The following is a 12,218-nucleotide window of genomic DNA, read 5'->3' on the forward strand; positions in this document are numbered from 1 at the left end:
TCCTTCATGCTGGCATACCTGCTCGCATATAACGTTACTGCTTAAATGATTTACGGATTGAATCATTTAATATCAAAAGATGGGGCTAATAAAAAAGCCTCTTTGTCGAGGCTTGATTATAACTGATATTTAAGAACGGTAATCAGCATTAATTTTGACATAGTCGTAAGATAAGTCACAGGTATATACCGTGTCTTTGGCCTGACCACGTCCTACATCAACACGAATGGTAATTTCGGTTTGAGCCATAACACGCGCACCCGCTTCTTCGGTATATTCCTCAGCTGCGCCACCGTCTTTACAGATTTGTACATCGTCTAACCACACTTGAATTTTAGACACGTCTAAGTCTTTAACCCCTGCATAGCCAATCGCAGCTAAAATACGTCCCCAGTTCGGGTCCGATGCAAAGAGTGCAGTTTTGACAAGTGGTGAATGCGCAATGCTATATGCAATGTCACAACATTCTTGAGTATTTGCGCCGCCTTCTACAGCAACAGTAATAAATTTCGTCGCACCTTCACCATCACGGACAATTAACTGTGCTAAACGATTCATTACACGAGCAAGAACTTCTAACACTTTAGCGTAGCGTGCATCGCTGTCCGATGTGATTTCAGCGCCACCCGCCTGACCTGTTGCTACGAAAATGCAAGAGTCATTGGTCGAAGTATCGCCATCAATCGTAATACGGTTAAATGAGTGCTCAACTGTAGTCTTTAATAGCTTTTGTACTAAATCACGGCTAATAGGTGCATCTGTTGCTACAAAGCTCAACATGGTTGCCATGTTTGGGCGGATCATTCCAGCGCCTTTACTAATACCTGTCATAGTATAAGTAATGCCATCAAGTTCAAATTGTTCAGATGCGCCTTTAGGTACGGTGTCTGTGGTCATAATGCCAGATGCAGCATCATTCCAAGCAGCATCTTTTACACTATTTAATGCAGGCTGAAGACCAGCAAGTAAACGCTCCATTGGAAGCTGCTCACCAATCACACCCGTAGAAAACGGAAGTACTTCAGAGCTATTTACTCCAGCAAGCTCCGCTAACTTCGCACAAGTATCCTGAGCGTTTTTCAAACCTGTAGGTCCAGTACCCGCATTGGCATTACCCGTATTAATCACTAAATAGCGAGGATTACCTTCGGCAAGATGAGCTTTAGAGACATGAACAGGTGCTGCACAAAATGCATTTTGAGTAAATACACCAGCAACATTTGAGCCTTCTGCAAACTCAAAAATGACTAAATCTCGTCGGTTTTGGTAACGTACATATGCTTCTGTTGAGCCAATTTTTACACCTTTTACCACATACATTTGTGGCATTGTTACGTCACCGACAGCCATTTTTAGAACATCCAAAGTTTGTTATGAATAAGATCAATATTTCAAAAAAGCGATGCAGTGAAGCACTGACCTTATGAAATATCATAGTGGACAGCTTAGTAGAAAAGACTAAAAAAATCGAGCGCAAAAACGGCTCATTGTTGCTCTAGTTTTAATAAAATATCTTTCTTATCAAGACCACCAGCAAAACCAACTAAAGCTCCACCCGCACCAATGACTCGGTGACAAGGTGCAATAATTGAAATCGGGTTTTTGCCATTTGCCGCGCCCACTGCTCTCACCGCTTTTTCATTGCCAATTTGGAGTGCAATATCTTTATAACTTCTTGTTTCCCCATAAGGGATGGTCAGTAAAGCAGACCAGACCAGCTTTTGAAATGCAGTTCCTTCGAAATCTAGTGGCAATGTAAACTCTCGGCGTTTACCTTCAAAATATTCTTGTAATTGTTGTTCGGTCTTTAATAAAACTGGATGTTCAAGTTGTTCGACCAGCTCAGCCAGTCGAACACGTTTTGGATTTTCATTGTCCCAGAGTACTGCCACCAAAGCATTTTCATTCGCAACTAGCTTTAATTGCCCAACAGGCGAATTGATACACTTATAAGACAGCAACATAGTTTTATTCTCTTAAGACGGCGATGAAATTTTCATTAAAACCAAACCTGACACAATTAATACAGCGGCAATCATTCGCATAGCTCCAATAGGCTCATGAAGAAAAAATATACCTACGAGAAATGACCCAATTGCGCCAATTCCTGTCCAAACCGTATAGGCAGTGCCCAGAGGTAAAGTTTTCATTGAAATTGAAAGTAGAACCACACTCAAAATCATAAAAACTACGGTAATAACACTAGGGGTTAAACGTGTAAAACCTTCGGACATTTTCATAGAATATGCCCAAATGATTTCAAATACACCTGCTAAAATTAAAATAGCCCAAGCCATAACATTCACTAATTTTTATAGCGTCAGGTCGTCCCGACATGATGACCCATTATGGGGGAGGTCGTTCCTCCTTTATGTGAGGACTCAGTTTACTTTAAAATAAAAAATGAAGGCAAACCCTGACACAAACTTGCGTCTATCAGAAAAATATTATTCATTTTTTAACTGTAAAATTTTTCGTGCACCATTTAAAACAAACAAAACAATAATCAATCCAATCATTAAATCAGGATAACGCGAACCTGTAATGGCAACCAATATTCCCGCGACAATGACACCCAAGTTGACGATGACATCATTTGCAGAGAAGATATAACTCGCCTTCATGTGTGCCCCGCTCTCCTTATGGTCTCTCATTAAATAAAGGCAACTAATATTGGCCGCAAGCGCTAATCCGCCAATTAAAATCATGAGAATTGAAACAGGTTCACTGCCATAAATAAAACGGCGCAACACATCAACTAACACAATCATGGCTAAGCCAAACTGCAACCACCCCGAAAGATGTGCAGCCCTTAATTGCGCATTTAGATTTTTATCCACCACAAATAAAGCAATGCCATAAATTGCAGCATCGGCAAACATATCGAGCGAATCAGCGATTAACCCTGTCGATGAAGCAATAATGCCTGCCATCAACTCAATAACAAACATGACCCCATTAATCAGTAACAACCATTGTAAAACTTGTTTTTGTGTTGCATTGGTTGAAGAACTAGCTCGAACCTTTTTAGGTTTTTCAACAGGTTCATAATGTGGCTGCGTTTGTTGTAACTCGGCCCCTAGTCCCAGACGCTGTAAACTTTGAGTAATCATTTCAGCCTGAACACTATGATAAATCGCCAAATGACGCGCTGGTAAGTCAAAATAAAGTTCTTGAATATCGTCATTGTAAGAGGCCAAAGCCATCCGTACCATTTGCTCTTCGGCTGCACAGTCCATTCGGGGGATATGGTAATAACTTACCCATTGACTCTTTTTAGCCACAGGTTCACTAGGCGTGAAACACTCCTGAGACGACATGCTTGAGCATTCGCAGTTAGAGCTATTTTTACTTAAATGTATTTGATTCTCTTGTTTTTCTAAAGCCATCTTTGCACCATAACTGACACAAAAAAACAATGCCATTAGTATAAACCAATGGCATATGTTTAAGCTTACTTTTTGTTCGGCAATTAGAATTTTAGTGTTAACCCAGCTCCATAATACCAACCATGTTCGGAGTCGGTTCCAGTTTGCCAAGCAGTTTGTTTTAAACCTTTCTCATAGCCATAACCGACATCAACAAATGGCATGACCTTTTTGTTGAGTTCATAACGGGTTTGGAAACCAGCTTGTAAACTTGATAAACCTGTTTTACTTGCATAGCGAGATTCATCTTGCAAAACGACATCTGCTTTTAAATAAGGTTTACCAATTAACTTTTGGGTAAAGAGCAAGTCCCTTTCCGTTTCTAAACTTAACTTCCATAGCTGGTCTTCACCTGCATAAAGATATGCATCTGTTTCAAAAAAGTAAGGTGCCATGCCATGTAAACCCACGACACCTGCCCAACGATCTTGCTTTTCATCTTCGCGTTGCAAACGTTCGTAGTTTACCCCGGCCTGTACATCCCAATAGTCAGCTACATTTCGACTATAAAGTACTGAACTGCCGTAATTAGCATCTTCTGACTCTGCTTTATCCACATGGGCTTTAATGAACAATTTATTTTCATCCGTTCCCACCCAAGTTTCTAATTCAGAAGAAAAACTACCTTCTCCTTCTTCATTTTGAGTCCAGCTAGTATCAATTTTTGTTGCTTGATAAACCTGTCCGCCATGTTCACGTAAATGATCATGAGTTAAAGGCTCTTGAGCAAAAGTAAATACTGATATGCTCGAGAAAGCACCGCAATATAACATTTGAGAAAATAACTTAGTGATGCGCATGACTAGCTCCTTTCTCATTTTCAAATTGAACAGGTGATTGAGCTTGAGCAGGTTCTTGTCCATCATTCACTTGAGCCACAATCAACTTATTCATCATTCCAGCACTCATGTGATAAAGCAGATGGCAATGAATCGCCCATTCACCTAAGGCATCAGCTGTCAATAACGCAGTAACGGTTTTTCCTGGTGGAACAATGAGAGTATGTTTATTTGGTAAGTTTTCAGCTTGTTGGCCATTTTCTAATTGCATAAACATCCCATGTAAATGCATTGGGTGGGCCATCATGCTGTCATTCACAAACTTCAAGCGAATACGTTCGCCATACTTAACTTGTAATGGCTCAGCTTCGCTAAATTTTTTGCCATTAATGGTCCAGATATAACGCTCCATGTTGCCACCTAAACGAATAACTAATTCACGTTCTGGTGCACGCGTGTCTGGCTGAGGTGTTAAAGATTGCAAATCACTATATTGCAGTGCTTTCATACCCGCTGGTGTCGAAGCATTTGCCCAGCCATAAACGGGTTCATCCTTTTTAGGCTTATTCTCAGATTGCGCAGGCATCTCATGATTCATATTCATCATAGCGTGGTCATGCTCGCTAGCTGACATTGCCTGCATATCATGCTTCATTTCAGGCATCGCTGACATGTCATGCTTCATTTGCATCATGGAATGATCATGTTCGCTAGATGACTTATTTTTCATGTCATGATCCATATTCATCATTGTAGAATCATGATTAGCATGGCTCGCTTCTTTTTTCATTTCAGGCATAGCCGACATGTCATGTTGCATGTTCATTTGATGGCCAGCATGTTCATCACTTGCCCCATTGCCATGACTCATGCCCATATCTTCCATGGTTAACAAAGCACGTGGACGCGGCTGCGGCATTTGAATTGGCCCTACAGCTTGCGTATTTTCATTGTGCAAAGTCCCAATGGCAAAACCACTGCGGTCAATAGACTCTGCTTCAATCTGATAATTTGATTGCGTAGGTTCTACAATGACATCGTAGGTTTCGGCTGTACCGATACGAAACTCGTCAATTGCAACTGGTTTAACTGGCTGCCCGTCTGCACTCACAACAGTCATTTTCAAATTTGGAATTCTGACATCAAAAAATGACATCGCTGATGCATTAATAAATCGTAATCGAACCTTATCACCAGCTTTAAAGTTAGCTGTCCAGTTTTGTTGCGGTGTTTTGCCGTTGACTAAGAAGGTATAGCCCGTCACATCAGACATATCGGTTTTTAACATCCGCATCTGATTCCACATCGAACGATCTTGCCAAGTTGCTTTTAAGCCTTGTGTTTTAACTTGCTTCAAAACATCAGATAGGGTTTCACGGCGGTTTTGATAATACTCAGCAGATTTCTTCAAATTCTTCATAATGCTATCGCTAGAAGAATTATGAAAATCTGAAAGCATCACCACATAATCACGATCCGTTTTCTCATGAGCAGCAACAGGTATTTTTCTTTTTGGATAAATCACGAGCGGGCCATATAAACCATCTTGCTCTTGGCCTTTACTATGGGCGTGATACCAATAGGTGCCATTTTGTTTCACCTTAAAGCGGTAAACAAAATCTCCGTTTGGCGCAATTCCTTTGAAATTATTAAAACCAGGTACGCCATCCATTAACCCTGGTAGTAACAATCCATGCCAATGCAAAGACGTATCTTGATTCTTTAATTGATTATGAACATGAATAACAGCGTCATCCCCCTCCTCAAACTCAAGGAGTGGTGCTGTAAACTTGCCATTTACGGTAATTCGTTTTAAAGGTTGGCCCGTAACATTGACCTGTTGTTCATTAATATTAAGGTGATATTCCTTAATTGCTGCGAGTGACCATGGTGAAACCAATAGCCCAAATACAGCGACTAAGCTGCTAATTGTTTTATGAGACATTGCTGTAATCCTTTTTAATTAAAAAAATAAGTAAATAAGGATCAAGCTTTAGGAGGACGTAAAATCTCTTGCCAGTATCCGGCTAAATGTTGAGCCTGATAAATACTGCTAAATTGATATGAAATAGGAATAAGTGGGGATTCAACGTCAGGTACAGCTTGCTGCAGAGCCAAATTTACCATTTGGCAATGGACTGGGTTACAGTCCTGACAATGCTCACCATGCGAATGAAGAGACTGAGTCATCTTTTGATGACATACGGTCTGATCATTTGCTTGAGTATGCATATTGTTATGCGAAAATTTTTCGCTATGACACGGCATAGTATGAAGATCATGTTGCATAGGCGTCTGTGCAATAGACAAACCACTCCACCCAATGACGAAAGCCATTAGGAACACAAACCAAGCATACTTGCGTAAGTGTTGTAGAGCCATTGTGATTTATCGCCTAGAGCCGATGAGTGATCTTAATGCCATTAGCATAACGAAGTTTTAAAAGAGATACAATTTTCTATCTTAACTGCTTGTTATAGAGCAATTAAGCAAATGGGGGTTGATGCTGAAGTACTAAATCAATCACCTCTAATGCACCTTCTTGCTCATTACTTACAGTGGCATAAGGCGCCACTGCTTTTAATGCTTCTACTGCATTTTCAACTGCAAACCCATAACCCACAGCTTTAATCATCTGCATATCATTGTTGTTATCACCAATCGCAACCACTTGATTAGGTTCAACCTGCCATTTTTGTAGTAACAGCTTCAAACCATGTGCTTTATGCTGGTCGGGAAGAATCAAATCGATAAAATTAAAACCACTTGAAACAGGTACCAAAACTTTATCTGCTACAAAACTTTGCTTCTGAAAATGTTCAAAAATCGCAAAGCTTTCGTTTTCCTGAGCGGTAAAAGTAATTTTGCACACCAAGTCATCTAGTGCATAAAAGTCATCTACAACTGTCAGTTTTTCAAAATATCGGGCAACTTTGGCATAGTCTTCTGCGTTCATGCTGCTATGCACATAAGCACTCTGTTTCCCACAGATCACCATGGTTGAGATATATGAAGAGTCAATCGCTTTTAAAATCTCAACGTATTGTTGCTGACTTAAATGAGCAAAAGCTATTTCTTGCCCTGCATCTACAACATGTGCGCCATTTTCTGCAATAAAAGCAATCTCATGATTAATTTCTGGAAAATAGGTAACAAGTTTTGCAAGTTGATTACCACTGGCTACCACAAAATGAATATTATTTTGTTTTAGTTGTTCGTATTGTTTTAAAAAACGTGCTTTGTTGTACTGCTTTTTGGAATTAAGAAAAGTCCCATCCATATCTACTGCTAAAATTTTTACTGTCATTAATGATCAAGGTCTCTTACTAAAAACTTATTAAACCAAATTTAGCTTTATTTTTCATGACACTTTTACAGTTTTATACGTATCTATGCACAAAAAGTTTTACACAGAGCTACATCGTTTTTTGCACAGGTTATTTTTTAGCAAAGCTTAATAAAAAACCAGCTAATAAATTATTCAACACGCATAAAAAAAGAACGCCAAAACGTTCTTTTTTCATAGTTTTTGTCTATAGAATAAACGGTTGATCTAATTTTGTTTATTTTACCAACATCTTATCCATACGGTTATCAACACAGTTATCCATACAGTTATAAACAAAGTTATCCACAAGTTTATTTTAGATTAACTCTATCTTTTTAAGCATCAACACTGCCTACTTTCGCAAGCTCTGCACGCATTTGGTCAATCACAACTTTATAATCGGGTTGACCAAAAATTGCTGAACCGGCAACAAACATATCTGCACCAGCTTCTGCAATTTCACGGATATTTGCAGGGCCAACACCACCATCAACTTCTAAACGGATATCACGGCCACTTGCATCGATAATTTTGCGCGCTTCACGTAATTTTTCTAAAGTCATTGGAATGAACTTTTGTCCACCAAAACCAGGGTTTACACTCATTAATAAAATTTGATCAACTTTATCAAGTACATAATCTAAATAATGCAATGGCGTTGCTGGGTTAAAAACTAAACCTGCTTTAGCACCACCAGATTTAATAAGCTGTAATGAACGGTCAATGTGGTGAGATGCTTCTGGGTGGAACGTAATAATATCTGCACCTGCTTCTAGGAAATCACCAATAATACGATCAACTGGAGACACCATTAGATGTACATCAACAGGAGCTGTAATCCCATAGTTTTTTAAAGCCTTACATACACCTGCACCAAAAGTTAAATTTGGAACATAGTGATTATCCATAACGTCAAAATGCACTAAATCTGCACCTGCGGCTAACACTTTGTCTACATCTTCGCCTAAACGAGCAAAATCGGCAGATAAAATAGAAGGAGCAATCAAATAAGGCTTGGACATAGGTGGATGACCTGGCTAGAAGTTTAAGGAGAGGCTAAAAATTATAACAAAAAAGAACCTACTTGGCCCGCCCTTACTTGCTTAAATGACAACATTTCAAACTTGAAACGTAACGTTGCAACAATAGAATGCTAACGGCGAAACGAATTTGTTAAGGTACATTAAACCAATGTGAGGATTGATAATGAAAAGCACAACTCATCTATTAACAAACGATGGAAAACGCATTGCAAAACGTCTAGTTAATCATTGGAAGCACAAATTTGAAGTACAAGAAACTGAACAAGATTTTAAAATCTTAATGCCTACCGCAACAATTACGCTTGCACCAGAAACAGAGCAGTTAAACGTTGCTATTGATAGTCAGTTAGATGACCACAACCACTTAGAAAAAGTGGTGCTTGATCATCTAAACCGTATGGCTCAACAAGAATTTCAAGTTGAATGGCAACACTAAACTAATTAGCCAGATACTTTTTCTAACTGGATTGCATGAAACTGTAAGTGCTCATCCATAAAGGTTTGAATAAAATAATAACCATGATCATAGCCAGCATGTTGTCTTAAAGTTAAAGGCTGTCCTGCTTTTAAACATGCTTGCTTAAATTTTTCAGGGTGAAGCTGTTCATAAAATTGGTCATCTAACCCCTGATCCACCAAAATTTCGCTAAATATTGCACCATTCTTTGAGACTAAAGCGGTGGCATCATGAGCCAACCAGCTAGCGCGGTCTGCACCTAAATAATGACTAAAGGCTTTGTCACCCCATGCACACTCTGTTGGTGCACAGATCGGAGCAAAAGCAGATACCGACTTAAACTTTTCAGGATATTTAAACGCTAAAGTTAATGCACCGTGGCCACCCATTGAGTGTCCAAAGATACCAACTTGTTGAGCGTTTACAGGAAAGCTTTTTAAAATGAGTGGATATAACTCATCAATTAAATAGCTTTCCATTTGATAATGCTCAGACCATGGCGCTTGCGTAGCATTAATATAAAAGCCCGCACCTTGACCTAAATCCCAGTTATCCCCTGCTGCAACTTGTTCTCCACGAGGAGAAGTGTCTGGGGTAATCAATATTAAGCTGAGTTGTGCTGCCATATGTTGCGCATGTGCTTTAATGGCAAAGGTTTCTTCAGTACACGTTAACCCAGCTAAGTAAAACAAAGTTGAGCATGCTTTACCTTCTAAAGCTGCTGGTGGTAAATAAACACCAAACTTCGCTGGTCCTTTTAAATAAGAAGATTCAAATTGGTATATACGCTGCTCGCCCTCAAAGCAGCGGTTTTTTTGCAGGAGTTGCATCGTTTTTAGCCTCTGTTTTTGTTTGAGCAATATCTACACTACCCGTATTTTGCTGAGGAAATAGATACTTTTCCAATTGAGGTAGCATGAGTTCCATATTTTTACCAATCATCCACTGAGGCTCGGAAGGTTCAACACCTTGAGCCACTTCCCATTTGGTTACTGTTTGCTTAGCTGTGTTAAATGAGTCTTTCATCGACGATTGCTCTCGCATAGCTAAATCAAAGAAAGCCCGACCGAAATAGGTATAATCAGCTTCGTTATTACATCCAAAAGAAGTTTTATCAGCAGCAGATGCGGTAATGATTAAGGTATCAGGAGACTGTAAAGCAGGAATAAAGCTTCCTGAATAACAGGCTGAGATCACAATTACACGCCAGCGTATACCGGATTTGTCCAGTGTTTCTCGCAACCATTTCGGGTCCACTTGCCCTAAATCTAATGGCGCATTTTCAATTTCAAAGTGATTTTGTTCACCGTGTGAAGTCATATATAGAAATAAGACATCACTATCACGGTTCATTTGCTGCCCCATACGGCGTAGAGCTAACTCGATACTGGTTTTAGAAGCAATTGGAATCTCTGTACGGGTATCTGGATTATTGACCAGCATCATTGAGCGACCAATCGTTCCGAAACGTGTATCAAACTGTTCTTTAATACGGACCACTTCCGATTTAAAAACATCTTGATAACTATCGCCAGCAACACCTAGAAAATACCAATGGCTTTTGGCGAGCTCACCATATTGAACTTGCTCTAAAGAATCATTTAAAAGTTTACTTTGCGCATAAAAAGCATCTTCAGCAAACGTTGGTGCAGACTCTTCTACTTTCCAAATCGGTTGATCTTTTACAGAAAGTTGCCAAACCACCATCGTTGCAATAGTCGCAACCATAACCAGTGCACGTTCCCACCATGGCCACTTAAGCTCACGTGAGAAAACCCAAATTACGGCTAAACTTTGCCACACGAATAAAGCTACAAATAAACTCGGTAAAATTCCGTTATAAATAGCATCGGGAATAAAGTTGAGATAACCGTTAGACCCCAAATACTGGATTAAACATTGAATTAATAAGATATTTGTATCTAGAACCAGCCAAAGTAAAGCAGGAACTAGCATTAAGCGAGGTTGGTTGGTTCGCTGAGATAAGAAAATACCAACAATTAAAGCAATGAATGGCCAAAGCGCATAACCAATTAAACCTTGTGAATTAAAATCACCGATTTGACCAGCTACAAGCCAGCTGTAAAGAGAGTTAGTACACCCCCCTAAAATTCCCCAAACAATAAGTTGAAGAATAGATGGATGTACAATCTGTAAAGAACGTCTTGACCCCAAAAACAGCCACATTCCGGCAATTTGGTTGCTTTTAAAATCATGCCAAAAGTTAATGGAGGGTTTAAGATCAATCATAAAAGGTTTTCAAAAATTTCGTTTTTGACAGGCATCTTAAGTGTATGCCTGCTAAGAATTTTAGCAATCATGCTTTTGAACTATATCACATATATTTGTGCATTATTCAAGCAATAAAACCTAACCTTACATAAGCCTACTGAAAATACGCATCAAAACGACAAGCATCCCCTTGCCATTGATGAGCTGGCTCTTGATTTGCCAAGAAAATAGCATGGCGTGGTCGCTTAACGACTACACGTTTAGCAACTCTCTGTGCCAAAACTAGCAAATTATCCCCCAAATCCATCTCACCATCTTCAGGTAAAAGAAGATGTAAAAGCTGCATTTGCTTTTTGACTTGAGCTTGTTTTTTAATTGCTTGTTGATTCTGGTCGCGCTGTGGGAACATCGGGTCAAGGTAGACTACATCAACCGTTTTTGCTTCTTGATGTAATTGCTGTAAATAGCTTCCAGAGTCAGCAAAGATCAGTTGAATACGATCCATAAATTGACTTAAAAATGGATCACGTTCCGCCAGAGCTTTTGAATCTTCAAGTAAAGTAAATAAAATCGGATGGCGCTCAACAAGCTGGATTTGGGCACCTAGATAAGCCATAAGTAAGCTGTCATGGCCTAAACCCGCTGTTGCATCAACCAGTACTGGCTTTTCACCTAACTGACAAGCACGGGCAATCATTTCCGATTTAAGACTTGCACGTTTTAAACGTGGAATTTCAGCTTTCCAGTCGGGTTGCATTTTCATGCCATTAGCAGATAACCAAAGTCCGTTTTCATCTACACAAAGGGCAATTTCAGGATTGAAGCGTAAAAACCGTGCATTCAGCCTTTCAATTGGCTGTAAATCGACAGTCACACCTCTAGAATAAAGCACAGCTTGGTAGTGCTGTGCTTGTTCTTGAAAATCTTCTTCAAAATATATATGCATGAGTA

General features: G+C 39.5%; 12 protein-coding genes and 1 pseudogene. 1 reads left to right on the top strand and 12 read right to left on the bottom strand.

The features are described from left to right. Positions 1 to 129: 129 nt before the first annotated feature. The 9 genes and pseudogenes from argJ to rpe all read right to left on the bottom strand — a co-directional run bounded on the left by argJ (position 130) and on the right by rpe (position 8,557). Positions 130 to 1,350, bottom strand: coding sequence for a bifunctional glutamate N-acetyltransferase/amino-acid acetyltransferase ArgJ (gene argJ, locus JGE69_RS16070; protein ID WP_199114209.1), 1,221 nt, complete (start codon positions 1,348 to 1,350; stop codon positions 130 to 132). Between the two features lie 134 nt (positions 1,351 to 1,484). Then, positions 1,485 to 1,964 (bottom strand): methylated-DNA--[protein]-cysteine S-methyltransferase, encoded by a 480-nt coding sequence (locus JGE69_RS16075; RefSeq protein WP_039767144.1) that lies wholly within the window; start codon positions 1,962 to 1,964, stop codon positions 1,485 to 1,487. 12 nt (positions 1,965 to 1,976) lie between these two features. Further along, on the bottom strand, positions 1,977 to 2,297 hold the full coding sequence (locus tag JGE69_RS16080; protein ID WP_002115842.1) for a DMT family transporter: 321 nt from the start codon (positions 2,295 to 2,297) through the stop codon (positions 1,977 to 1,979). A 150-nt stretch (positions 2,298 to 2,447) separates the two neighbouring features. Beyond that, positions 2,448 to 3,444, bottom strand: a pseudogene (locus JGE69_RS16085) (cation transporter). 28 nt (positions 3,445 to 3,472) lie between these two features. Beyond that, on the bottom strand, positions 3,473 to 4,228 hold the full coding sequence (locus tag JGE69_RS16090; protein WP_199114208.1) for a copper resistance protein B: 756 nt from the start codon (positions 4,226 to 4,228) through the stop codon (positions 3,473 to 3,475). After that, on the bottom strand, positions 4,215 to 6,152 hold the full coding sequence (locus tag JGE69_RS16095; protein WP_199114207.1) for a copper resistance system multicopper oxidase: 1,938 nt from the start codon (positions 6,150 to 6,152) through the stop codon (positions 4,215 to 4,217). The genes JGE69_RS16090 and JGE69_RS16095 overlap by 14 nt, the downstream gene beginning before the upstream one ends. Positions 6,153 to 6,193: 41 nt before the next feature. Continuing rightward, entirely contained in the window at positions 6,194 to 6,589 is a 396-nt protein-coding gene (locus JGE69_RS16100) for a hypothetical protein (RefSeq protein ID WP_130174065.1), read from the bottom strand. A 103-nt stretch (positions 6,590 to 6,692) separates the two neighbouring features. After that, positions 6,693 to 7,514, bottom strand: a complete 822-nt coding sequence (locus JGE69_RS16105; RefSeq protein ID WP_199114206.1) for a Cof-type HAD-IIB family hydrolase — start codon at positions 7,512 to 7,514, stop codon at positions 6,693 to 6,695. A 356-nt stretch (positions 7,515 to 7,870) separates the two neighbouring features. After that, positions 7,871 to 8,557, bottom strand: a complete 687-nt coding sequence (gene rpe, locus JGE69_RS16110; RefSeq protein WP_199114205.1) for a ribulose-phosphate 3-epimerase — start codon at positions 8,555 to 8,557, stop codon at positions 7,871 to 7,873. A 184-nt stretch (positions 8,558 to 8,741) separates the two neighbouring features. Here rpe and JGE69_RS16115 point away from each other — a divergent pair, with 184 nt between their 5' ends. Then, complete coding sequence (locus tag JGE69_RS16115; protein ID WP_000843456.1) at positions 8,742 to 9,014, top strand: DUF2218 domain-containing protein; 273 nt, start codon at positions 8,742 to 8,744, stop codon at positions 9,012 to 9,014. 5 nt (positions 9,015 to 9,019) lie between these two features. Here the strand turns inward: JGE69_RS16115 and fghA are convergent, their stop codons facing one another. From fghA to JGE69_RS16130, 3 genes are all read right to left on the bottom strand, one after another. Continuing rightward, on the bottom strand, positions 9,020 to 9,865 hold the full coding sequence (gene fghA / locus JGE69_RS16120) for an S-formylglutathione hydrolase (RefSeq protein WP_002115889.1): 846 nt from the start codon (positions 9,863 to 9,865) through the stop codon (positions 9,020 to 9,022). Next, the gene (locus JGE69_RS16125) at positions 9,834 to 11,285 is read right to left on the bottom strand and encodes a C13 family peptidase (protein ID WP_016144399.1); all 1,452 of its coding nucleotides are present in this window, start codon (positions 11,283 to 11,285) and stop codon (positions 9,834 to 9,836) included. The genes fghA and JGE69_RS16125 overlap by 32 nt, the downstream gene beginning before the upstream one ends. Positions 11,286 to 11,421: 136 nt before the next feature. Further along, on the bottom strand, positions 11,422 to 12,213 hold the full coding sequence (locus JGE69_RS16130) for a class I SAM-dependent methyltransferase (RefSeq protein WP_199114204.1): 792 nt from the start codon (positions 12,211 to 12,213) through the stop codon (positions 11,422 to 11,424). Positions 12,214 to 12,218 lie beyond the last annotated feature (5 nt).

The organism is Acinetobacter sp. C13, assembly GCF_016809775.1.
Classification (GTDB): domain Bacteria; phylum Pseudomonadota; class Gammaproteobacteria; order Pseudomonadales; family Moraxellaceae; genus Acinetobacter; species Acinetobacter pittii.

Coding starts and splice junctions, on each gene's coding strand:
- argJ (WP_199114209.1), bottom strand. CDS start 1,350: ATGGCTGTCGGTGACGTAACAATGCCACAAATGTATGTGGTAAAAGGT.
- JGE69_RS16075 (WP_039767144.1), bottom strand. CDS start 1,964: ATGTTGCTGTCTTATAAGTGTATCAATTCGCCTGTTGGGCAATTAAAG.
- JGE69_RS16080 (WP_002115842.1), bottom strand. CDS start 2,297: ATGGCTTGGGCTATTTTAATTTTAGCAGGTGTATTTGAAATCATTTGG.
- JGE69_RS16090 (WP_199114208.1), bottom strand. CDS start 4,228: ATGCGCATCACTAAGTTATTTTCTCAAATGTTATATTGCGGTGCTTTC.
- JGE69_RS16095 (WP_199114207.1), bottom strand. CDS start 6,152: ATGTCTCATAAAACAATTAGCAGCTTAGTCGCTGTATTTGGGCTATTG.
- JGE69_RS16100 (WP_130174065.1), bottom strand. CDS start 6,589: ATGGCTCTACAACACTTACGCAAGTATGCTTGGTTTGTGTTCCTAATG.
- JGE69_RS16105 (WP_199114206.1), bottom strand. CDS start 7,514: ATGACAGTAAAAATTTTAGCAGTAGATATGGATGGGACTTTTCTTAAT.
- rpe (WP_199114205.1), bottom strand. CDS start 8,557: ATGTCCAAGCCTTATTTGATTGCTCCTTCTATTTTATCTGCCGATTTT.
- JGE69_RS16115 (WP_000843456.1), top strand. CDS start 8,742: ATGAAAAGCACAACTCATCTATTAACAAACGATGGAAAACGCATTGCA.
- fghA (WP_002115889.1), bottom strand. CDS start 9,865: ATGCAACTCCTGCAAAAAAACCGCTGCTTTGAGGGCGAGCAGCGTATA.
- JGE69_RS16125 (WP_016144399.1), bottom strand. CDS start 11,285: ATGATTGATCTTAAACCCTCCATTAACTTTTGGCATGATTTTAAAAGC.
- JGE69_RS16130 (WP_199114204.1), bottom strand. CDS start 12,213: ATGCATATATATTTTGAAGAAGATTTTCAAGAACAAGCACAGCACTAC.